The organism is Streptomyces sp. NPDC126510 (assembly GCF_040302345.1).
Lineage (GTDB): Bacteria > Actinomycetota > Actinomycetes > Streptomycetales > Streptomycetaceae > Streptomyces.
On the sequence record NZ_JBEORR010000035.1, the window covers coordinates 63756 to 85466 of the forward strand.

The following is a 21711-nucleotide window of genomic DNA, read 5'->3' on the forward strand; positions in this document are numbered from 1 at the left end:
GGCTGTGCACGGCCGCGCGACGTCCCCGCCGTACGTCCTCGCCGTACGCCGTCGCGCCCGGGAGCCGCCCATGCCCGCACACCCCGCCTCATCCGCACCTCCCCTCGCCCAGTCGACCGCACGCGTCCACGAACCGCGCCGGGAGGACTGCCCCTGGTGCGGCTCCGCCCGGCTGCGGAACCGGCTGCGCACCGGTGACCTGCGGCAGTACAAGCCGGGCAGCTTCACCGTCGACGCGTGCCGGGACTGCGGCCACACCTTCCAGAACCCCCGCCTCACGGTGGAGGGTCTCGCCCTCTACCACCGGACCGCGCGCGGGGCGCCCAGGGACCCGGCGAGCGACGGCCTCCTCGCCCTGCGCGGCAGCCCCCGCCGCCACCGCTCGGCGGCCCGCGCGATGCTGTTGTGCGGCGAGCCGGAGAGCTGGCTGGACGTCGGGACGGGCCACGCCCGCTTCCCCGCCACGGCCCGTCAGTTCTTCCCCTACACCGCCTTCGACGGCCTCGACCCCACACCGCGCGTGGTCCGCGCCCGCACGGCCGACCGTGTCGAGGAGGCCCACGTCGGCCGTCTGACGGACCCCCGGATCGCCGTCCCGCTGCGCGCCCGCTATGACGTGGTCAGCATGCTCCACCACCTGGAGGGCACGCCGGATCCCCGAGCGGAACTCCGGGCCGCCCTCTCCGTTCTGCGCCCGGGCGGTCACCTGCTCATCGAGACCCTGAGCCCCCGCAGCGTCTTCGCGGCCCTGCTGGGCCGCTGGTGGCTGCCCTACGACCAGCCGCGCCACCTCCACCTGCTGCCCCCGCAGAACGTCCGCGCGGAACTGGAGTCGGCCGGCTGCACGATCCTGACGCTCGACCACCGCCCCGTCCACGTCCCCCACGACCTCGCGGGGGCCACGTCCCTGGCCCTCTCCCACGCGCTGCCCGCCCCGGACACCCCCTGGCGGGCCATCCCCCCGCCCCCCGTGCGGCGGCACGCCCGCACGGCCCTGCTCCGCGCCGGTTTCCCCCTGGTGGCCGTGGCCGCACTGGCGGACCACCTCATCGCCCCGGTGGCCCGCCGCACGCGCTTCGCGAACACCTACCGGGTGATCGCCCGCGCGGCTTCGTAGACCGAGGCCGGGGGAAGAGGTTCGGCCGGTCACGGCCACCGGGTTGGGCCGGTCTTCACGGCCTCCGGGAGCCCCGGCCGGCCCTCCTCAACCCCGCCTCCGGGAGCCCCGGCCGGCCCTCCTCAACCCCGCAGCACCATCGCCTGCCCCGCCACCACCAGCAGCACATGCTCACACTCGTCCGCGAACCGCGCGTTCAACCGCCCGAGTTCATCCCGGTAGCGCCGCCCCGACGCCGTCGACGGCACGATCCCCGACCCCACCTCGTTCGACACGGCGACCACCGTCCGCCGGGTGACCCGCACCGCCTCCGTGAGCTCACGCACCCGCTCCCGCAGCACCTTCTCCCCGCGCTCCGCCCACACCGCGTCGTCCCACGCCCCGGCGGAGTCCATCGCGTCGGTCAGCCACAGGGACAAGCAGTCGATCAGCAAGGGCGGCCCCTCGGCCTCCAGCAGCGGCACCAGATCGCAGGTCTCGACCGTCCGCCACGACCCCGGCCGCCGGTCCCGGTGGGCCGCCACCCGCGAGGACCACTCCGTGTCCCCGTTGCGCGACCCGCCGGTCGCCACGTACAGCACGTCCGGAAAGGCCTCCAGCCTCCGCTCGGCCTCCACCGACTTGCCCGACCGCGCCCCGCCCAGCACCAGCGTCCGCCGCGGCACGTCCGGCACGTCCTCGTACGCACCCACCACCAGCGTCGTCCCGTCCGGCACGGCCCGCGCCCCGGCCGCCGCGAGCCGCCGCCCGAGCTCGGGGCCGGGCGGCAGATCATGGTCCAGGTGAACGGCGATCACATCGGTCGTCGGGCCGACCGCGCCCACCGCCCGCAGCCTGGCCAGCGCGTCCGGCCGCCCCACGACGTCCGCGAGGACCATGTCGTAGGACTCGGCCGGCTGCTCCAGACCCGCGGGCGCCCCGCCCGGCGGCAGATACAGCAGCCGCTGTCCCTCCGGTCCGGTCACCGCGTACCCCGTGCCCGGCGCGTCCAGCGCCACCGCCCGCACCCGGTGCCCCGTCAGCAGCGTCAACTCCCGCCCGTCCGGCACCCGTCCGGGCTGCGGCAGCCCCGCGGGCACCTCGACCGCCGGCCCGTCGTGGGGATGCGACAGCAGCACCTGCCGTACACCGGTCAGGGAACGCCCCGCCCGCGCCGCCGCGAACGCCGCGCCCGGCGTCAGGTCGAGCAGCAACGCCCCGTCCACGAGCAACGAGGTGGCCGCCCGCACATCGGGACCGAGGGCAGCCGCACAGGCCGCGCAGGGACAGTCGGGGCGGGGGAGCCCGGAGGGCGCGCCGGTGCCAAGCAGAGTCAGTTCCACGCAACGATTCTCACCCGTCGCAATGAGTCATGCGTGACGGAGGCACCCCGACAGGGGCGCGGGGATCCGCGCGACCAGCCGACCACCACCCGCACCCGCCCGATCACCCGTACTCCCGCAAGGCCTATAACGCCCCACCCGGCGGAGCGCTTAGGCTCTGGACGGGAGCCGGACCAAGATCCGGCTTTTCGCTGTGCAGTGTGCTCACACACATGGGAGGCGTACATGGCGGCATGGACGTGGCGGTTCGAGAAGACCGACGGGACGGAGGTCCAGCCCGCGGTGCCGCCGGAGGAGTTCCCCACCCAGGGGGACGCCGAGTCCTGGATCGGGGAGCACTGGAAGGCCCTTCAGGAGGGCGGTGCCGATCAGGTGCGGCTGTTCGAGGACGCCACGGAGATCTACGGGCCGATGAGCCTGCACGCGGCCGAGGCGTGAGCCCGGTGGGCGGGGGCCGTCGGCCCCCGCCCACCCCATCGTCGTGTCAGCCGCGCACGCCGCACAGATGCAGCAGCGCGGCCACACCGCGGTACGGATCCGTCCGCCCGGCCTTCTCCTCCACCGCGAGCAGCGTCTCCACGCCGGCAGGCACCTCCGCGCCGTCCGCCGCAGTGTCGGTGAACACCCGCACCCCGTACCAGGCGTGCAGCGGCGCCCCGATCCCCGCGAGCGTCGCCGTCAGTTCCTTCAGCCGGTCGGCCCGCACGTCGAGCCCCAGCCGGTTGCGGTAGGAGACGGTGTCGAAGGCCGTCAGCGCCCCGGACCAGTCACCGGACAGGCCCGGCCGGATCGCGAGCGCGTCCCCGTTGCGCACCAGCAGGGACAGCAGCCCGCCGGGCGCGAGCATCCGGGCGAGCCCCGCCAGCAGCGGGTCGGGCTCCTCGACGTACATCAGGACGCCGTGGCACAGCACCACGTCGAAGCTGCCCGGCAGGAAGTGCACACCGGTGTCCCGGCCGTCGCCCTCGATGATCCGCATCCGCTCCCGGATGCCCTCCGGCTCCCCGGCGAGGGACTCCCGGGCCACGGCGACCATCGTCGAGTCCTGCTCCAGACCGGTCACCTGGTGCCCGGCCCGGGCCAGCCGCAGGGCCTGCGTGCCCTGGCCCATCCCCACGTCGAGCACCCGCAGGCGCTTGCCGACCGGGAACCGGCCGACTATCTGCTCGTCCAGCTGGCGGGCCACCAGCTCCTGACGGACGACATCGCGCAGCCCGCCCAGCTTGTCCAGCCAGGCATCCGCCGCACCCCCGGAGAACGGCGTCGTGGTCAGGGCCGCTCTCCGCGCTTGACCTGCGGCTTCGGCAGCCGGAGCCGACGCATCTGGAGGGAGCGCATCAGGGCGTAGGCGACGGCGCCGCGCTTGTTCTCACCCGCGAAGCGCTCGTTCAGCTGCTTCTTCAGACGGAAGGACGTGACGAACGAGTCGAGCACGATCAGCACGATCACCACGAGCCACAGCAGCAGCGCGACGTTCTGCAGCGAGGCCACCCGCACCATGCTCAGCACGAGGATGACCACGGCCATCGGCAGGAAGAACTCCGCGATGTTGAAGCGGGAGTCGACGAAGTCGCGCGCGAACCGGCGGACCGGCCCCTTGTCACGCGCGGGCAGGTACCGCTCGTCGCCGCTCGCCAGTGCCTGGCGCTGGCGCTCCATCGCGGTACGGCGCTCCGCGCGCTGTCGCTTGGCGGCCTCCTTGCGCGTCGTCGACGTGTTGGCCACGCTGCGGCGCTGCGACTGGGCCGCGCTGCGCTTGGGCGTGGGGCGGCCCTTGGGGGCCTCGGGGTGACGGGGCTGACTGGAGTCGGTCACCGGCGCCTTGTCGGCGTCCTGGGCCTTCTCATCCTTCGCACGGCTACGGAACACAAAACCCAAGGGTAAGGGCTTCCGGGCATGGACCCCAGCCCGGTGGGGAACGATCCGGCAACACCAGTCGTCAGTAAGGGGACAGAGGGGACGTTGCGTACGCCTCCCGATGTTTCCGGGGTGTACGGCTCCGGGGACCCCGGGGATCACCTACTCCCTACGCCGGAGCGGGAGCGCGCGCAGTCGTCCTTGGGGATGAGCGCATGCGTCCCCGAACAGTGCGGTAATGGATGCAGGGCCCGTACTGTGGGTTCTGTCGCAGGAGCAGCTGCCGGAGTCGGTCAGAAGGGGGCGCGCGAAGCCCATGAGCGGTGTCATGAAGCGTATGGGGATGATCTTCCGCGCGAAGGCGAACAAGGCCCTTGACCGGGCCGAGGACCCGCGCGAGACCCTCGATTACTCGTACCAGAAGCAGCTGGAGCTGCTGCAGAAGGTCCGCCGGGGCGTCGCCGACGTGGCGACCTCCCGCAAGCGCCTGGAGCTGCAGCTGAACCAGCTGCAGTCGCAGTCCGGCAAGCTGGAGGACCAGGGCCGCAAGGCGCTCGCGCTGGGCCGTGAGGACCTGGCCCGTGAGGCGCTCTCCCGCCGGGCCGCGCTCCAGCAGCAGGTGACCGACCTGGAGACCCAGCACGCGACGCTCCAGGGCGAGGAGGAGAAGCTCACTCTCGCGGCCCAGCGGCTGCAGGCCAAGGTCGACGCCTTCCGCACGAAGAAGGAGACCATCAAGGCCACGTACACGGCGGCGCAGGCGCAGACCCGGATCGGCGAGGCCTTCTCCGGCATCTCCGAGGAGATGGGCGACGTCGGCCTGGCGATCCAGCGCGCCGAGGACAAGACGGCCCAGCTCCAGGCCCGCGCCGGCGCCATCGACGAGCTGCTCGCCTCCGGAGCCCTCGACGACCCCTCCGGCATGCACAAGGACGACATCCAGGCCGAGCTGGACCGGCTCTCCGGTGGTACGGATGTAGAGCTGGAGCTGCAGCGCATGAAGGCCGAGCTGGCCGGAGGCGCCGGCAGCGGGCAGCAGGCCCTCGAAGGTGGCACGAGCCGGCAGCAGTCCCAGCAGCAGCCGCAGGACACCCCGCGCTTCGACAAGCAGTAGGGGTCCACGCCTAGGAGGGCGACATGATCGTACGGATCATGGGGGAGGGCCAGGTGAGTCTGGCCGACGGCCACCTCGCCGAGCTGAACAAGCTGGACGACGAACTCCTGGCGGAAATGGAGAACGGCGACGGCCCTGGCTTCCGCCGCACCCTCCAGGCCCTCCTGACCAGGGTCCGCGACCTCGGCGACCCCCTCCCGGACGACTCCCTCGAACCGTCGGAACTGATCCTGCCGTCCCCCGACGCGACGTTGGAGGAAGTCCGGGAGCTGCTCAGCGACGACGGTTTGATTCCGGGCTGACCTCGCTGCGGGCCTGCGTGCCTCCCCCAGTGCCCTAAGGGCCTGGGAGGTACCCCCAGGGCGGCACGGGTGGGCGTGGGGGTCCCCCCTGCTCGAGCGAAGCCGAGAGCTTGGGGGAGGCACCTCGCACCGCCGGGTCGCGGACCCGCCCGGCCTGAGGCGTGACGCCGAGCACCTCACACACCCACAGCCGGCCCAGCTACCGTAAACAACCGTGAGCACCCTCGCGCGGGCCAAACACCAGGCCAAGGCGCACCCCCTGGCCCTGGACGCCGTCCTCGCCCTCGCCGTCCTGGTCTGCATGGTCGCCGGCTCGTTCGTCGAACCCCGCCACCGCGACAGCGTCAGCTGGGCCCTGCGCACCCCCGACTCCCTCAGCCTCGTCCTCATGGCCCTCGGCGCCGCCGCCCTGGTCTTCCGCCGCCGCGCTCCCATGACGGTCCTGGCCCTCACCGGCAGCCTCTCGGTCGTCGAGTCCCTCACCGGCGATCCCCGCACCCCCGTCGCGATGTCCGCCGTCATCGCGCTCTACACCGTCGCCTCCACCACCGACCGCCCCACCACCTGGCGCGTCGGGCTGCTCACCATGACCGTGCTGACCGGCGCCGCCATGTCGGCCGGCTCCCTGCCCTGGTACGCCCAGGAGAACCTCGCGATCTTCGCCTGGACCGGCATCGGCGCCACCGCGGGCGACGCCGTCCGCAGCCGCCGCGCCTTCGTCCAGGCCATCCGGGAGCGCGCGGAACGGGCCGAGCGCACCCGCGAGGAGGAGGCCCGCCGTCGCGTCGCCGAGGAACGCCTGCGCATCGCCCGGGACCTGCACGACGTCGTCGCCCACCACATCGCCCTGGTCAACGTGCAGGCCGGGGTCGCCGCCCACGTCATGGACAAGCGCCCCGACCAGGCCAAGGAAGCCCTCGGGCACGTCCGCGAGGCCAGCCGCTCCGCGCTCAACGAACTCCGCGCCACCGTCGGCCTGCTCCGGCATTCCGACGACCCCGAGGCCCCCACCGAACCCGCCCCGGGCCTGGACCGCCTCGACGAACTCACCGGCACCTTCCGCAACGCCGGCCTGCACATCGAGGTCGCCCGCGCCGACCAGGGCACCACCCTGCCCGCGGCCGTCGACCTGGCCGCCTACCGGATCATCCAGGAGGCCCTCACCAACGTGCAGAAGCACGCCGGGCCCCAGGCCAAGGCCGAGGTCAGCGTCGTCCGCGTCGGACCGCACATCGAGATCACCGTGCTCGACGACGGCAGCGGCGAGCACGAGGCCCAGGACGGCGGCGGCCACGGACTGCTCGGCATGCGCGAACGCGTCACCGCCCTGCGCGGCACCCTCACCACCGGTCCCCGCTACGGCGGCGGTTTCCGCGTCCATGCCATCCTGCCGGTGAAGAACCGCACACCGACCGGGGAGGACCCCGCATGACCATCCGTGTCCTGCTCGCCGACGACCAGGCGCTGCTGCGCAGCGCCTTTCGTGTGCTCGTCGACTCCGAGCCCGACATGGAGGTGGTCGCAGAGGCCTCCGACGGCGCGGAAGCGGTCCGGCTGACGAAGGAGCAGCGGGCCGACGTGGTGCTCATGGACATCCGCATGCCCGGCACCGACGGTCTCGCCGCGACCCGCATGATCAGTGCCGACCCCGACCTCGCCGCCGTCCGGGTCGTCATCCTGACGACCTTCGAGGTCGACGACTACGTCGTGCAGTCGCTGCGGGCCGGCGCGTCCGGCTTCCTCGGCAAGGGCTCCGAACCCGAGGAGCTGCTGAACGCCATCCGCATCGCCGCCGGCGGCCAGGCCCTGCTCTCCCCGGCGGCCACCACGGGCCTGATCGCCCGGTTCCTCGCCACGCAGGACCCGGCCGACGACGACCGCGACCCGGCCCGCGGCGAACGCCTCGACTCGCTCACCGTCCGCGAACGCGAGGTGCTGGTCCTGGTCGCCGGCGGGCACTCCAACGACGAGATCGCCGAGCGTCTCGAAGTCAGCCCACTGACGGTGAAGACGCACGTCAACCGGGCCATGGCCAAGCTGGGCGCCCGGGACCGCGCCCAGCTCGTGGTCACCGCGTACGAGTCCGGCCTGGTCCGTCCAAGGGTGGAGTGAACGCGCCCCGGCCGTACTGCGGCCGGAGTATGCGCCGCATAAGGATTTGGACCTGGGGCCTACGAAACCCCGGTTCCCCATGGCGCAGGGTGTAGGGGCGGGCGCTCATCTGCGCGTCCGCTGCCGCTTCTGCCGTTAACAGAAGAGAGACCCTCACCCATGTCCTGGCTGTCCAGGTTCAGCCTCGCGCAACGGGCCTTGATCGGACTGATCTCGATCATCGCGCTCGTCTTCGGGGCGATCGCGATACCCCAGCTCAAGCAGCAGCTGCTGCCCACCATCGATCTGCCCATGGTGTCCGTGTTGGCGCCTTACCAGGGCGCGTCCCCGGACGTGGTCGAGAAGCAGGTCGTCGAACCCATCGAGGACACCCTCGAAGCCGTCGACGGCATCAGCGGCGTCACCTCCACCGCCAGCGAGGGCAACGCCGTGATCATGGCGTCCTTCGACTACGGCAACGGCACCGAGCAGCTGGTCGCCGACGTCCAGCAGGCCGTCAACCGGGCCCGGGTGCAGCTCCCGGACGACGTCGACCCGCAGGTCGTAGCCGGTTCCACGGACGACATCCCGACGGTCGTCCTCGCCGTCACCTCCGGCCGCGACCAGCAGGCCCTGGCCGACCAGCTCGACAAGACCGTCGTGCCCGACCTGAAGAGCATCGACGGCGTCGGCCAGGTCACCGTCGACGGTGTGCGCGACCTCCAGGTCACCGTCACGCCCGACGACGCGAAGCTCGCGAAGGCGGGCCTGACCCCGCAGTCCCTCTCCCAGGCGCTCCAGGCGGGCGGCGCGACCGTCCCGGCCGGCTCCTTCGACGAGGACGGCGCCAACCGCACGGTCCAGGTCGGCGGCGGCCTGACCTCGCTCGAGCAGATCCAGGACCTGATGGTCAAGGGCGAGCCCGGCAAGGGCAAGCCGGTGCGGCTCGGTGCCGTCGCCACCGTGAAGCAGCAGGAGGCCACGGCCGACTCCATCACCCGCACCGACGGCAAGCCGAGCCTGTCGGTCGCCTTGACGATGGACCGCGACGGCAGCGCGGTCGCCATCTCCGACGCCGTCCAGGACAAGCTCCCGGACCTCCGCAAGGACCTCGGGTCGGGCGCGCGCCTCACGGTCGTCAGCGACCAGGGCCCGGCCGTGTCCAAGTCCATCAAGGGTCTGACCACCGAGGGCGCGCTCGGTCTGCTCTTCGCGGTCCTGGTGATCCTCGTCTTCCTGGCCTCGATCCGCTCGACCCTCGTGACGGCGGTGTCCATCCCGCTGTCCGTGGTCCTCGCCCTGATCGTGCTGTGGACGCGCGACCTGTCGCTGAACGTCCTCACCCTGGGCGCCCTGACCATCGCCATCGGACGCGTCGTCGACGACTCGATCGTGGTCCTGGAGAACATCAAGCGCCACCTCGGCTACGGCGAGGAGCGCCACTCGGCGATCCTCAACGCGGTCCGCGAGGTCGCGGGCGCGGTGACGTCCTCGACGCTCACCACGGTCGCCGTGTTCCTGCCGATCGGCCTGGTCGGCGGCATGGTGGGCGAGCTGTTCGGCTCGTTCAGCCTGACCGTGACGGCCGCGCTGCTGGCGTCCCTCCTCGTCTCCCTGACGGTCGTGCCGGTGCTGTCGTACTGGTTCCTGCGCCCGCCCAAGGACACCCCCGAGGACGCGGCCGAGGCCCGCCGGCTCGCGGAGGAGAAGGAGGCGAAGAGCCGCCTCCAGCGCCTCTACGTCCCCGTCCTGCGCTTCGCGACCCGCCGCCGTCTGACCAGCGTGGCCCTCGCGGTCGTGGTCCTGGTCGGCACGTTCGGCATGGCGCCGCTGCTGAAGACGAACTTCTTCGACCAGGGCGAGCAGGAGGTCCTCACCGTCAAGCAGGAGCTGAAGCCCGGCACCAGCCTGGCCGCGACGAACGCCCAGGCCAAGAAGGTCGAGCGGCTGCTCGCCGGCACCGAGGGCGTGAAGGACTACCAGGTCACGGTCGGCTCGTCCGGCTTCATGGCGGCCTTCGGCGGCGGCACGGACACCAACCAGGCCTCGTACCAGGTCATGCTCGACGACTCGGCGTCCTACGAGGACGTCCAGAGCAGCATCGAGAAGGGCCTGGCCGGCCTGAAGGGCATCGGCACGACCACGGTCGCCGCCGGTGACGGCTTCGGCAGCCAGGACCTCAGCGTGGTCGTGAAGGCCGCCGACGCCGACGTGCTGCGCACCGCGTCCGAGGAGGTCCGCAAGTCGGTCGCCTCCCTCGACGACGTCACGGACGTCTCCAGCGACCTCGCGACCAGCGTGCCGCGCATCTCGGTCAAGGCCAACGACAAGGCGGCCGCGGCCGGATTCGACGACCAGACCCTCGGGGCCGCCGTCGCCCAGGCCGTCCGCGGCACCACCGCGGCCAAGGCGGTCCTGGACGACACCGAGCGCGACGTCGTCATCCGCTCGGCCAAGCCCGCCAAGACCCTGAAGCAGCTTCAGGACCTGCGCCTGGGCGGCGCGGTGAAGCTCGGCGACATCGCCACGGTGAAGCAGGTCGACGGCCCGGTCTCGATGACCCGCATCGACGGCCAGCGCGCGGCCACCATCACCGCGAAGCCGACCGGCGACAACACCGGAGCGGTCAGCGCCCAGCTCCAGTCGAAGATCGACGCGCTGAAGCTCCCGGACGGCGCCACGGCGTCGATCGGCGGTGTCTCCGAGGACCAGGACGAGGCGTTCGCCAACCTGGGCCTGGCGATGCTGGCGGCCATCGCGATCGTCTTCATGCTGCTGGTCGGCACCTTCAAGTCCCTGGTCCAGCCGCTGATCCTGCTCGTCTCCATCCCGTTCGCCGCCACCGGCGCGATCGGCCTGCTGATCGCCACCGGCACCCCGATGGGCGTGCCCGCGATGATCGGCATGCTGATGCTGATCGGCATCGTGGTGACGAACGCGATCGTGCTGATCGACCTGATCAACCAGTACCGCAAGCAGGGCCACGGCGTCGTCGAGGCCGTGATCGAGGGCGGCCGGCACCGGCTGCGCCCGATCCTGATGACCGCACTGGCGACGATTTTCGCCCTGCTGCCGATGGCCCTCGGCATCACCGGCGAGGGCGGTTTCATCGCCCAGCCGCTGGCCGTGGTCGTGATCGGCGGTCTGGTGACGTCGACCCTGCTCACCCTCCTGCTCGTCCCGACGCTCTACGCGATGGTCGAACTCCGCAAGGAGCGCCGGGCGAAGAAGCGCGCGGCGAAGAAGGGCCTCCCGGCCCAGCGGACGGACACGACGGAGCCGGAGCACGCGGGCGTGTGACGGCCTGACCCGGCGGCGGCCGGGCACCGGATCTCCACGTCCGGTGCCCGGCCGCCGCCTTGTCCCGTTACGTATCCTGTGGCCCTCGAACGGCTCTACGGGGGAAGGGGATTCGGGCGTGCCGCTGCACAGCGACGACCCGAAGTCGGTCGGCGGCTACCGGCTGCTCGACCGGCTCGGGGCCGGAGGCATGGGCGTCGTCTACCGGGCCAGAGCCCGTTCGGGCCGCGACGTGGCCATCAAGGTGGTGCACGCCCAGTACGCCGCGGACCCCGTCTTCCGGGCCAGGTTCCGGCAGGAGATCGCGGCGGTCCGCAAGGTCAGCGGAGCCTTCACGGCACCGGTCCTGGACACGGACCCCGACGCGGCGCGGCCCTGGATGGCCACCCAGTACGTGCCCGGCCCCTCGCTCGCCCGGCGGATCCGCGACCGGGGCGCCCTGGCGGACGCCGAGCTGCGCGGCCTGGCCCTGGGGCTGGTGGAGGCGCTGCGGGACATCCACCGGGCGGGGGTGGTCCACCGTGACCTCAAACCTGCCAACGTCCTGCTGGCCGAAGACGGCCCCCGCGTCATCGACTTCGGCATCTCCCGCGCGGCGGAGAACCACCAGACGCTCACCGAGACCGGCCAGATGATCGGCACACCGCCTTTCATGTCCCCGGAACAGCTCGTCGACGCCCGCGCGGTCGGCCCGGCGTCGGACGTCTTCTCCCTCGGGTCCCTGCTGGTCTACGCCGTCACCGGACGCGGCCCCTTCGACGCGGACAGTCCCTATCTGACGGCGTACCGGGTGGTGCACGACGAACCCGTGCTCGACGGGGTGGAACCACGGCTGCGCGCCCTGCTGGAGAGCTGCCTGGCCAAGGACGCCGCGGACCGGCCCGGACTCGACGAGCTGGCAGGGGAGTTCGCCTCGGCCCTGGCCGGTACGGAGCCGGACGACTCGCCCACGGTGCCCCTGCGCGACGACCGGCCGGACCGGCCGGAACCCCGCCCCATGCCCCCTGCCGATGCCAGGGACTCCACGGCGCCCGCCCGCTGGGCGCGTTCCCGGCCGGTGACGGCCGCGATCGGCACCGTCGGTGCGCTCGTGCTCGCCCTGACGGCGTACTCCCTGACGGACGCGGGACAGGCCGACGGGGACGCCCCCCAAGCCTGGCGGCCCTGGCAGACCACCGTCCACGAGACCGCCCCGCGTGGCGCCCGGCGGGCACTCGACCTCCCGCACGCCGAAGCCCCCGTGCCGGGCTGTCAGGTGGCCGCGGGCGCGGTCTACTGCGGCGGCTACCGGACCCTGCCCGTACGTCTGGACGGACGCACGGGCAGGACCGTCTGGCGGGCCGATGCCACACCCGCCGGGACCGGCGAGGGGGCGTACTCCTCCACCGTCCTCGGGGTCCGGGACGGCACCGTGCTGGTGCGTCAGGTCGTGTCACGCGAATCTCCCGGCGCCGAGGCGACGAGCGTCGTGGCTCTCGACGCCGCGACCGGCGAGCGGCTGTGGGCGCGGGCGGTCGACGAGGTGAACGCCACCGCGGTCGTCGCCGGCGATCTGGTGGTGCTGCCCGACGGCGGCGGCCGCTCACTGACCGCGCGTTCGCCGCGCACCGGGACCGAGCGCTGGACGGCGCCCTTGCCCTCCGGCCACGCCTGCGGCCCCATCACGGCCGGCGGGTCCCTCCACCTGCAGTGCTTCGGGCAGACGGCGGGAGACCGCCAGGAGTCCCTCGTCGTCACGCTCGACCTCGGCGACGGCACGGCACGCCGACTGCCCCTGCCGACGCCGGACACCGACCTGCTCGGGGTCTACGACGGACAGCTGGTCCTGCTGAAGGAGAGCCGGGAGCAGGGGCCGGGCGGTGACACGGCGTACGAGGAAATCGTGATGATGGACGCAACGGGCTCTCTCGCCCTGACGAAGACGGCCGAGGTGTACCACGGGCGGGCGACCCTGAGGGGCGGAACCCTGTGGTTCACCTCGTCGGACGGCGAGGTGACCGCCGTGTCCCCCGCGTCGGGCCGGACGCTGTGGCGGACCCGGAGCGGAGTCCGGGAGCCGGGCCCGGTCCGGTACGACGAGCGCACGCGCACCTTGTACCTGGCGGGCACCGACGGTCGCGTGGCCGGTCTCGACGCCCGCACGGGCGACCGGCTGTGGCGGACGCAGCCGCGTGCCGAGGGCGAAGAGACCTCCGGTGAGGGTCCCGAGGTGCTGGTCGACGGGCGCACGCTGGTGGTGCCCGCACCGGGCGGCGGTGTGTTCGGCCTCGATCCCGCCCACCCCGAGCGGAAACCGCACTCGGGGTGACGGCGGGCCGGACGACGGCTACGGCAGCGCCAGCATCCGCTCCAGAGCCAGCTTGGCGAACGCCTCCGTCTCCTTGTCCACCTCGATGCGGTTGACCAGGTTGCCCTCGGCCAGGGACTCCAGGGCCCAGACCAGGTGGGGGAGGTCGATGCGGTTCATGGTCGAGCAGAAGCAGACCGTCTTGTCGAGGAAGACGATCTCCTTGCCCTCGGGAGCGAAACGGTTCGCCAGGCGGCGGACCAGGTTCAGCTCCGTGCCGATGGCCCACTTGGAGCCGGCCGGCGCGGCCTCCAGGGCCTTGATGATGTACTCCGTCGAACCGACGTAGTCCGCCGCGGCGACGACCTCGTGCCTGCACTCGGGGTGCACCAGGACGTTCACGCCCGGGATCCGCTCGCGCACGTCGTTCACCGAGTCCAGGCTGAAGCGGCCGTGCACCGAGCAGTGGCCGCGCCACAGGATCATCTTCGCGGCCCGCAGCTCGTCGGCCGTCAGCCCGCCGTTCGGCTTGTGCGGGTTGTAGAGGACGCAGTCCTCCAGGGACATGCCCATGTCCCGCACGGCGGTGTTGCGGCCGAGGTGCTGGTCGGGCAGGAAGAGGACCTTCTCGCCCTGCTCGAACGCCCAGTCCAGGGCCCGCTCGGCGTTGGACGAGGTGCAGATCGTGCCGCCGTGCTTGCCGGTGAACGCCTTGATGTCGGCGGAGGAGTTCATGTACGAGACGGGCACGACCTGCTCGGCTATGCCGGCCTCGGTCAGCACGTCCCAGCACTCGGCGACCTGCTCGGCCGTCGCCATGTCGGCCATCGAGCAGCCGGCGGCCAGGTCGGGCAGGACGACCTTCTGGTCGTCGGACGTCAGGATGTCCGCGGACTCCGCCATGAAGTGCACGCCGCAGAAGACGATGTACTCGGCCTCCGGGCGGGCGGCCGCGTCCCGGGCGAGCTTGAACGAGTCACCCGTCACGTCGGCGAACTGGATGACCTCGTCACGCTGGTAGTGGTGGCCGAGCACGAAGACCTTGTCCCCGAGCTTCTCCTTCGCCTTGCGGGCGCGCTCCACCAGGTCCGGGTCGGACGGCGAGGGCAGGTCGCCGGGACACTCCACACCGCGCTCGCTCTTCGGGTCGGCCTCACGGCCGAGGAGCAGCAGGGCGAGGGGCGTCGGCTGGACGTCGAGCTCCTGGGTCTGGGCGGTGGTCACCACACGCACCCTTTCTGTTTCTGCGACTTTTCGTCGATTTGACGCTATCTATCATAACCGCTTCACGTCACTTTGACGATGGCCATAGCGTCGGTGTGACGTGAATCCCGGTGAGCCGCCGTTCATTCCCGGGAACACCCGGAAAGAGCCGTTTTCCGGTTCCCGGCGCGTGTGCGAGCATGAAAAGGAGCCGGGATCGAGAGCCCGGCCCGGAATGAATCCGCGGCCCCGCCGGTTGCAACCGTCGGCAAGCAGTCTCCGTACAACCCGGGAGAGATGTAGATGTCCGTATCGGACGAGACCAGCACCGTCACCGACGGCATCATCCTGACCGACGCCGCCGCGTCCAAGGTCAAGGCGCTGCTCGACCAGGAAGGCCGCGAGGACCTCGCGCTGCGCGTCGCCGTCCAGCCCGGCGGCTGCTCCGGCCTGCGCTACCAGCTCTTCTTCGACGAGCGCGCCCTCGACGGCGACGTCGAGAAGGACTTCGGCGGTGTGAAGGTCGTCACCGACCGCATGAGCGCCCCGTACCTGGGCGGTGCCACGATCGACTTCGTGGACACCATCGAGAAGCAGGGCTTCACGATCGACAACCCGAACGCGACGGGCTCCTGCGCCTGCGGCGACTCCTTCAGCTGAGCCTGCCGAGCCGCCTCCGGCGGCCGCGGACACGACGAAGGCGGCGGCCCCCTCCGACGGGGCCGCCGCCTTCGTGTCGCATCGCCGCGCCTACCGCTCCTGCGTCGGGGGAGCCGGCAGCCGCGCGCCCTCCTTCGCCAGCGGCACCGCCTTGCCGTCCGCGTTCACGACGGCCCGGTCACCGAGCGGCTCGTCCAGCCGCACGGTCTCCTGGAACTGCTTGGCGATCATGACGCAGACCTTGTCCGGCCACGGCGTCGACGTCACGGAGACCGTCACCTCGTCGCCCTTCTCGCTCGCCTTCACGTCGTAGTCGGCGCACACGCCGCCCGTGAAGGTCACCGTCAGCTCCGCGCCCTCGGCCCGGTAGCCGTCCACCTTCACCTCACGGGGTCCCGGAGCCGACGTCGGCCCGTCACCGGGCTTGCTCGGCTCGGGGGACGCCAGGTACTTCGGCTCCACCGCCGGGTACGTCACCGTGAACGGGTCCTTCGCGCCCGGCGCCGTCACCTCGAACAGCCAGGACGGCACCAGCGCCTGCCGCCCGTCCACAACATGCGTGGCCAGCCCGAACACCGCCTTCTCGACCGTCACGGTGTCCCCGGGAGCGCCGCTCGCCGGCTGCCCGCAGGGCTGCTCGAGCCGGTCCTTCAGCGGCACGGGGCTGGCGCAGCCGCCGATGCCCATCCGGTGGTCGCTCGTGGGCTGCCCTTCCATCAGCTTCAGCGCCTTCCCGGCACCGACCACGGGGTAGGTGTCGCCCCTCACCGGCGCTTTCAGCTGTCCGCTGCCGCCGACGACCTCGCCGTCCTGGCCGACCGTGATCCCGGTCGTCCAGCCGTATGTGGGCAGTCCGCCGACCGCGGGATCGGCGTTCACCACCCGCTGGGCCCCCATGACCTGGCTCGCGTCGACCTTCGCGTCGTCCTGACCCACCGCCTTCAGCACGGGTGCCGCGGCCTTCTCGGCCACCTCCTCCGTCACCGGCGTGCCACCGGACTGCGGAGCCGTGCAGGTGTCGGTGCCCTTGCAGTTGTCCGTGGCCGGGGCGTACCGGCTGAACGTCCAGGATCCCGGCGCCTGCCGATTCACCTGGAGGCTCGGCCCGGACCCGTCCTGGCCCCCGATCTTCCAGGCCTCACCCTGCGCCACCGGTGCCCCCTCGACGCCCAGGGCCTTCGCCAGCCGGGCCACGTCCGCCTCGGTGACCTCGCCCCGCGCCCGGTACACCGGCGCCTCGCCGGGGCCGTCGGGCAGGGTGCCGTCGACGCGGTAGGTGGCGCCGTAGGGGTTGGGCTCGCCGGGCGCGATGCCGTTGCCGCCGCCCGCCGTGGACTCGGAGTAGCCGTCGAGCGCGAGCGGCGGGGGAGTGTCGTCCCCACCGGGCGCACCGGACGTCGTGCCGCCGTCCGGCCCAGTGGCGGCGTTGGAAGCGAGCCAGGCCCCGCCACCGCCGATCAGCAGCACCGCGGCGGCGACGGAGGCGATGATCGCGGGCGTACGGGGGCGGCCGCCGCCGCGGCGGACCAGGTCCTCCTCGTCGCGGGGCAGGTCACCGACGGGCGCGGGGATGACGCGGGGGAGGGCCGCTCCGACGCCGGTGTCGGCCCCCGCCGCGGCTTCCTCGGCGTCCGTGGCGGCTTCGCTGTCCGGGGACGGGGACGGGGACGGCTCGGCGTCGCCTTGCCGGTCCTCGGTGGTCGCAGCGGACTCGCCGCCGTCCCGCATGCCTTCGGGTGCGTCCGCCCCCGCGGCCTCCGGCGAGCCGGATTCCACGACTGTCGGAGCGGGGGCCTCGGCGGCCTGCCTGTCGTCAGCCGAGCCCTCGGGAGACCTGGCGACCCCTTCGGCCCCTTCTGCCCCGTCGGACTCGGCGGCATCCGCCGACGCCCCGGCCTCGGCCGACTCACCTGCTTCCGCAGGTGCCTCAAGACCCTCCGACCCCTCAGCCGCCGCCCCGGCCGCCTCCGTGCCCGGCTCCTCGGCCTTCGGGGCGTCCGCGGTGGCGCCGGCCGCTTCCCTGGCGTCGGCGTCGTTGTCGGGTCGCTCGGTGTTCACCGCATCGCTCCTTCGGCTGCACAGCTGTCCCATGGGACCCTGCCCGGTCGCACACGGACCGCTGATGGGTCGTATCCCGCCTCCCCTTTACGGGGGACAGCGATGGGACGCAGCGGGGGAGCACACGGTTCCCGCCCGTGCGCCGTTCAGTCCCCGTAGTCGGACATCGCGTCGAGCAGCCGCGCCGACGCCGGAGGAACGGACACACCGTGGATCAGGGCCGGGGAGACCGGTCGGGAAGCGATCCGGGGGACCGCCCAGTGCGGAGCCATCCGTGCCCCGTCACCCGGCAGCGAGGCCAGATCGCCTTCGAGATCGACCGGAACGGGCGCATGGACCTTGAGGTTCGTCATAGCGGCACCGTAGGCACGGTCGAGCTCACCGAGAAAGATCTACTATCGGGTAGTTTCGCTGCCTTCAGAGCTGCCCAGCCACCCGATAGCGTGAACCGTCAAGGTCCGCCTCCCTCAGGAGAATCCACGCCGTGCGCATCGCAGTCACCGGCTCCATCGCCACCGACCACCTCATGACCTTCCCCGGCCGCTTCGCCGACCAGTTCGTAGCGGACCAGCTGCACACGGTCTCGCTGTCGTTCCTGGTCGACAAGCTGGACGTCCGCCGCGGCGGCGTCGCCGCGAACATCGCGTTCGGCATGGGGCAGCTCGGCACCCGCCCGATCCTGGTCGGCGCGGCGGGCGCGGACTTCGACGAGTACCGGGCCTGGCTCGACCGGCACGGCGTCGACACGGAGTCCGTCCGCATCTCCGACACCCTGCACACCGCTCGCTTCGTGTGCACGACCGACGCCGACCACAACCAGATCGGCTCCTTCTACACCGGCGCCATGAGCGAGGCCCGCCTCATCGAGCTGAAGACCGTCGCCGACCGCGTGGGCGGTCTCGACCTGGTCTCCATCGGCGCCGACGACCCGGAGGCCATGCTGCGCCACACGGAGGAGTGCCGCTCCAGGAAGATCGCGTTCGCCGCCGACTTCTCCCAGCAGATCGCCCGGATGGACGGCGAGGAGATCCGCATCCTGCTGGAGGGGGCGACCTACCTCTTCTCCAACGAGTACGAGAAGGGCCTCATCGAGACCAAGACCGGCTGGAGCGACGCGGAGATCCTCTCCCGCGTGGGCCACCGGGTGACCACCCTCGGCGCACGCGGCGTACGCATCGAGCGGGCCGGCGAGGACCCCATCGAGGTCGGCACGCCCGACGAGGAGCGCAAGGCCGACCCGACGGGCGTCGGCGACGCCTTCCGCGCCGGGTTCCTCTCCGGTCTGGCCTGGGGCGTCTCCCTGGAGCGTGCCGCGCAGGTCGGCTGCATGCTGGCGACCCTCGTCATCGAGACGGTGGGCACGCAGGAGTACCAGCTGCGGCGCGGGCACTTCATGGAGCGGTTCACCAAGGCGTACGGGGACGAGGCCGCGGAAGAGGTTCGGGGACATCTGGGCTGATCTGCCGCCCTCGGGGGTGTGGGGGCTGGTCGCGCCCCGCGGCGGCAGCCGCATGTCGACACAGCCCCGCGCCCCCGGAAGAGGGGTTGGTCAGCTCACCCGGCGGACCAGGTAAGCGGATCCCTGTTCCGCCGGCTCCTCGCCCACGTACTCCTGGCCCCGCATCTCGCACCACGCCGGGATGTCCAGGCGGGCCGCCTCGTCGTCCGACAGGACCCGGACCAGGCCACCCACGGGGACGTCACCGATGACCTTGGCGAGTTCGATGACCGGGATCGGGCACCTCTTGCCCAGGGAATCCACGACGAGCACGTCGGCCTCCCGCACCACCGTCTCCGAGACCGGCGCCCCCAGCTTCTCCCGCACCGCCGCCACCGCCCGGGGGAGCACCTCCAGGAACCTCGCCACCTCCTCCTCGGCCGCCCCGAGCGGCAGCGAAACCCGCACATTTCCCTCACTCAGCACGCCCATCGCCCGCAGCACATGGCTCGGCGTCAGCGTGCTGCTCGTGCAGGACGATCCGGACGAGACCGAGAAACCCTCGCGGTCCAGCTCGTGCAGCAGCGCCTCGCCGTCGACGTAGAGACAGGAGAAGGTGACGACCCCGGGCAGCCGGCGCACCGGATCACCGACGACCTCGGCGTCGGTCACCAGCTGCGGCACCCGCACCCGGATCCGGTCCGTCAGCTCCCGCAGGCGCACCGCCTCCTCGGCCGCCTCGGCCCGTACGGCCCTCAGCGACGCGGCCGCCGCCACGATCGCCGGGATGTTCTCGAAACCGGGCGCCCGCCCCGACTCCCGCTCGTCCACCGGCCCTTGCGCCGCGAACCGGACACCCTTGCGCACGACCAGCAGTCCCACCCCGGACGGCCCGCCCCATTTGTGCGCACTGCCCGTGAGCAGCGACCAGCCCCCTTCCACCGGCCTCCATCCCAGGGACTGCGCCGCGTCCACCAGCAACGGCACCCCGGCCTCCCGGCAGAGCTCCGCCACCGCCGCGACCGGCTGCTCCGTCCCCACCTCGTGGTTGGCCGACTGCAGACAGGCCAGAGCGGTGTCCCCGCGCAGGGCCTCGCCGTAGACGGCCGGGTCCACCGCCCCGCCCCGGTCGACGGGCACCTGGGTGACGGACCCGCCGTCCGCCTCGTGCGCCTCGGCCGAATGGAGTACAGAGGAGTGTTCGACGGCTGACACGATCAGGTGGCGCCCGGTCCGCCGCCGCCCGGCCAACGCCCCCGCAACGCCCGTGTGCACGGCACGGCTTCCGGACGAGGTGAACACCAGCTCGTCCGCCCGGCACCCCACCGCCTCGGCGGCAGCCTCCCGCGCCGCGTCGAGCAGCATCCGGGCCCGACGCCCCTCCCTGTACAACCGCGCGGGATCCGCCCACCCTTCATCGAGGGAGGCCAGCAGAGCCTGCCGAGCAACAGGATGAAGCGGAGCACTGGAAGCAGCATCGAAGTAACCCACACGGCAACGCTAGAACGCCCGGCCGGGGAACGCCCTCAAAGGGGCGCGGGGAACTGCGCGAACAGCCACAAACCACCCGCAGCCGCCAATTCAGCGAACCGCCCGGGTGAGTAGGCACCCCTCCCCGAGAACCCCCGGAGGGCGTCGGCTAGGGTTTGGTCCGCATAAACATCCAAACCCCTGCCCGACGCAGGGCCGCGACCGACCAGCGAGAAGGCCAGGCCGCAGCCGATCCGCGCGGGCGAGACTCTCGGGAAGGCGCTACGTGAGTCCCAACGGCTCCGACCGCTCGCCGCGGCGCCCGATGCGGCGGAAGCTGCTGCAGGCACTGACCGCGGGCCTGGTCTTGGCGACAGCCACCGGTTGCTCGTACAACTGGGAAGACTTCCCCCGCCTTGGTATGCCCACCCCGACCACGGAAGAGGCTCCCCGGATCCTCTCCCTGTGGCAGGGTTCCTGGGCGGCTGCGCTCGCCGTCGGCGTGCTGGTGTGGGGTCTGATCCTGTGGAGTGCTTTCTTCCACCGGCGCAGCCGCACCAAGGTCGAAGTTCCTCCGCAGACCCGGTACAACATGCCCATCGAGGCGCTGTACACCGTGGTTCCGCTCATCATCGTCTCGGTGCTGTTCTACTTCACCGCCCGTGACGAGTCCGAGCTCCTCAGCCTCAAGAAGAAGCCCGACGTCACGGTCAACGTGGTCGGCTTCCAGTGGAGCTGGTGCTTCAACTACATCGAGCCGGTCGCCGGTTCCACCGGGGACGCCAAGACCTCGAAGGACCTGGACGCGATCCCGGACCGGTTCAAGAAGGACTTCCCGGCCGACGCCGGCGGCGTCTACGACTGCGGCACCCCCGGCACGCGAAACCCGCAGACGGGCAACCCGGGCCCGACCCTGTGGCTGCCCAAGGGCAAGACGGTCCGCTTCATCCTCACCTCGCGTGACGTCATCCACTCCTTCTGGGTGGTGCCGTTCCTGATGAAGCAGGACGTCATCCCGGGCCACACCAACGCCTTCGAGGTGACCCCCAACAAGGAGGGCACCTTCATGGGCAAGTGCGCCGAGCTCTGCGGCGTCGACCACTCTCGGATGCTGTTCAACGTGAAGGTCGTCTCCCCCGAGCGCTACGAGCAGCACCTCAAGGACCTCGTGGACAAGCAGCAGAACGGTTACGTTCCTGCCGGCATCGCGCAGACGAGCCACGAGAAGAACCGGGAGACGAACAACCTGTGAGCATCCTCAACGAACCCCAGGGTGCCGCGGCAGCAGGGTCCCACTACCAGGACGAGCTGCCGGTCAGGCGCCAGAACCGCGGCAGTGTCGTGGTCAAGTGGCTGACGACGACGGACCACAAGACGATCGGCACGATGTACCTCGCCACGTCTTTCGCGTTCTTCGTCATCGGCGGCGTGATGGCGCTGCTGATGCGCGCCGAGCTCGCCCGGCCTGGTCTGCAGATCATGTCGAACGAGC

The 21711-nt window shown here is 71.9% G+C and carries 18 protein-coding genes and 1 pseudogene; 12 read left to right on the forward strand and 7 right to left on the reverse strand.

Translation table 11 applies throughout. The annotated features are described in order from the left end of the window. The first annotated feature begins 70 nt into the window (after nucleotides 1-70). The gene (locus tag ABTX60_RS35465) at nucleotides 71-1117 is read left to right on the forward strand and encodes a class I SAM-dependent methyltransferase (RefSeq protein WP_352101131.1); all 1047 of its coding nucleotides are present in this window, start codon (nucleotides 71-73) and stop codon (nucleotides 1115-1117) included. 122 nt (nucleotides 1118-1239) lie between these two features. Here ABTX60_RS35465 and ABTX60_RS35470 read toward each other — a convergent pair whose 3' ends face one another. Then, nucleotides 1240-2439: a bifunctional adenosylcobinamide kinase/adenosylcobinamide-phosphate guanylyltransferase gene (locus ABTX60_RS35470; RefSeq protein WP_352101132.1), complete on the reverse strand. Its 1200-nt coding sequence runs from the start codon at nucleotides 2437-2439 to the stop codon at nucleotides 1240-1242. Between the two features lie 225 nt (nucleotides 2440-2664). Here ABTX60_RS35470 and ABTX60_RS35475 point away from each other — a divergent pair, with 225 nt between their 5' ends. Then, nucleotides 2665-2877, forward strand: coding sequence for a hypothetical protein (locus tag ABTX60_RS35475; RefSeq protein WP_062926420.1), 213 nt, complete (start codon nucleotides 2665-2667; stop codon nucleotides 2875-2877). A gap of 46 nt (nucleotides 2878-2923) precedes the next feature. On the opposite strand, the gene ABTX60_RS35480 is transcribed toward ABTX60_RS35475, so the two are convergent. Together ABTX60_RS35480 and ABTX60_RS35485 are read right to left on the reverse strand one after the other, a co-directional pair. After that, on the reverse strand, nucleotides 2924-3625 hold the full coding sequence (locus ABTX60_RS35480) for a class I SAM-dependent methyltransferase (protein WP_352101133.1): 702 nt from the start codon (nucleotides 3623-3625) through the stop codon (nucleotides 2924-2926). An 83-nt stretch (nucleotides 3626-3708) separates the two neighbouring features. Continuing rightward, nucleotides 3709-4308 carry a DUF3043 domain-containing protein gene (locus tag ABTX60_RS35485; RefSeq protein ID WP_352101134.1) on the reverse strand — a complete coding sequence of 200 codons (600 nt, stop codon included), beginning with the start codon at nucleotides 4306-4308 and terminating at the stop codon, nucleotides 3709-3711. Nucleotides 4309-4624: 316 nt separating this feature from the next. Here ABTX60_RS35485 and ABTX60_RS35490 point away from each other — a divergent pair, with 316 nt between their 5' ends. The 6 genes from ABTX60_RS35490 to ABTX60_RS35515 all read left to right on the forward strand — a co-directional run bounded on the left by ABTX60_RS35490 (nucleotide 4625) and on the right by ABTX60_RS35515 (nucleotide 13411). Then, a complete protein-coding gene (locus tag ABTX60_RS35490) occupies nucleotides 4625-5410 on the forward strand; it encodes a PspA/IM30 family protein (protein WP_352101135.1) in 786 nt (261 codons plus the stop codon). A 23-nt stretch (nucleotides 5411-5433) separates the two neighbouring features. After that, nucleotides 5434-5712: a PspA-associated protein PspAA gene (pspAA, locus tag ABTX60_RS35495; RefSeq protein ID WP_097216183.1), complete on the forward strand. Its 279-nt coding sequence runs from the start codon at nucleotides 5434-5436 to the stop codon at nucleotides 5710-5712. Nucleotides 5713-5926: 214 nt separating this feature from the next. Further along, on the forward strand, nucleotides 5927-7144 hold the full coding sequence (locus ABTX60_RS35500) for a sensor histidine kinase (RefSeq protein ID WP_352101136.1): 1218 nt from the start codon (nucleotides 5927-5929) through the stop codon (nucleotides 7142-7144). After that, entirely contained in the window at nucleotides 7141-7824 is a 684-nt protein-coding gene (locus ABTX60_RS35505; RefSeq protein WP_352101137.1) for a response regulator, read from the forward strand. Before ABTX60_RS35500 ends, ABTX60_RS35505 begins: the two co-directional genes overlap by 4 nt. Nucleotides 7825-7983: 159 nt before the next feature. Then, nucleotides 7984-11103, forward strand: a complete 3120-nt coding sequence (locus tag ABTX60_RS35510; RefSeq protein WP_352101138.1) for an efflux RND transporter permease subunit — start codon at nucleotides 7984-7986, stop codon at nucleotides 11101-11103. Nucleotides 11104-11221: 118 nt separating this feature from the next. Then, on the forward strand, nucleotides 11222-13411 hold the full coding sequence (locus ABTX60_RS35515) for a serine/threonine-protein kinase (protein WP_352101139.1): 2190 nt from the start codon (nucleotides 11222-11224) through the stop codon (nucleotides 13409-13411). An 18-nt stretch (nucleotides 13412-13429) separates the two neighbouring features. On the opposite strand, the gene nadA is transcribed toward ABTX60_RS35515, so the two are convergent. Next, on the reverse strand, nucleotides 13430-14614 hold the full coding sequence (gene nadA, locus ABTX60_RS35520) for a quinolinate synthase NadA (protein ID WP_352101140.1): 1185 nt from the start codon (nucleotides 14612-14614) through the stop codon (nucleotides 13430-13432). A gap of 282 nt (nucleotides 14615-14896) precedes the next feature. Between nadA and ABTX60_RS35525 the strand changes: the two genes are divergently transcribed. Further along, nucleotides 14897-15253, forward strand: a complete 357-nt coding sequence (locus ABTX60_RS35525) for a HesB/IscA family protein (RefSeq protein WP_031109243.1) — start codon at nucleotides 14897-14899, stop codon at nucleotides 15251-15253. A gap of 90 nt (nucleotides 15254-15343) precedes the next feature. Here the strand turns inward: ABTX60_RS35525 and ABTX60_RS35530 are convergent, their stop codons facing one another. Both ABTX60_RS35530 and ABTX60_RS35535 read right to left on the reverse strand, forming a co-directional pair. After that, entirely contained in the window at nucleotides 15344-17311 is a 1968-nt protein-coding gene (locus tag ABTX60_RS35530; protein WP_352101141.1) for a hypothetical protein, read from the reverse strand. Nucleotides 17312-17457: 146 nt separating this feature from the next. Continuing rightward, nucleotides 17458-17664 (reverse strand): hypothetical protein, encoded by a 207-nt coding sequence (locus ABTX60_RS35535; protein WP_344457254.1) that lies wholly within the window; start codon nucleotides 17662-17664, stop codon nucleotides 17458-17460. A 131-nt stretch (nucleotides 17665-17795) separates the two neighbouring features. On the opposite strand from ABTX60_RS35535, the gene ABTX60_RS35540 reads away from it, so the two are divergent. After that, nucleotides 17796-18770: a carbohydrate kinase family protein gene (locus tag ABTX60_RS35540; RefSeq protein ID WP_352101142.1), complete on the forward strand. Its 975-nt coding sequence runs from the start codon at nucleotides 17796-17798 to the stop codon at nucleotides 18768-18770. Nucleotides 18771-18860: 90 nt separating this feature from the next. On the opposite strand, the gene ABTX60_RS35545 is transcribed toward ABTX60_RS35540, so the two are convergent. Beyond that, nucleotides 18861-20240, reverse strand: a complete 1380-nt coding sequence (locus ABTX60_RS35545) for a cysteine desulfurase/sulfurtransferase TusA family protein (RefSeq protein ID WP_352101143.1) — start codon at nucleotides 20238-20240, stop codon at nucleotides 18861-18863. A gap of 265 nt (nucleotides 20241-20505) precedes the next feature. On the opposite strand from ABTX60_RS35545, the gene ctaC reads away from it, so the two are divergent. Together ctaC and ABTX60_RS35555 are read left to right on the forward strand one after the other, a co-directional pair. After that, nucleotides 20506-21471, forward strand: coding sequence for an aa3-type cytochrome oxidase subunit II (gene ctaC, locus ABTX60_RS35550; protein ID WP_352101144.1), 966 nt, complete (start codon nucleotides 20506-20508; stop codon nucleotides 21469-21471). Continuing rightward, nucleotides 21468-21711, forward strand: a pseudogene (locus tag ABTX60_RS35555) (aa3-type cytochrome oxidase subunit I); the annotation flags it as partial. The gene ctaC and the pseudogene ABTX60_RS35555, both read left to right, overlap by 4 nt.

Coding starts and splice junctions, on each gene's coding strand:
- ABTX60_RS35490 (WP_352101135.1), top strand. CDS start 4,625: ATGAAGCGTATGGGGATGATCTTCCGCGCGAAGGCGAACAAGGCCCTT.
- ABTX60_RS35505 (WP_352101137.1), top strand. CDS start 7,141: ATGACCATCCGTGTCCTGCTCGCCGACGACCAGGCGCTGCTGCGCAGC.
- ABTX60_RS35475 (WP_062926420.1), top strand. CDS start 2,665: ATGGCGGCATGGACGTGGCGGTTCGAGAAGACCGACGGGACGGAGGTC.
- pspAA (WP_097216183.1), top strand. CDS start 5,434: ATGATCGTACGGATCATGGGGGAGGGCCAGGTGAGTCTGGCCGACGGC.
- ABTX60_RS35465 (WP_352101131.1), top strand. CDS start 71: ATGCCCGCACACCCCGCCTCATCCGCACCTCCCCTCGCCCAGTCGACC.
- ABTX60_RS35525 (WP_031109243.1), top strand. CDS start 14,897: ATGTCCGTATCGGACGAGACCAGCACCGTCACCGACGGCATCATCCTG.
- ABTX60_RS35535 (WP_344457254.1), bottom strand. CDS start 17,664: ATGACGAACCTCAAGGTCCATGCGCCCGTTCCGGTCGATCTCGAAGGC.
- ABTX60_RS35510 (WP_352101138.1), top strand. CDS start 7,984: ATGTCCTGGCTGTCCAGGTTCAGCCTCGCGCAACGGGCCTTGATCGGA.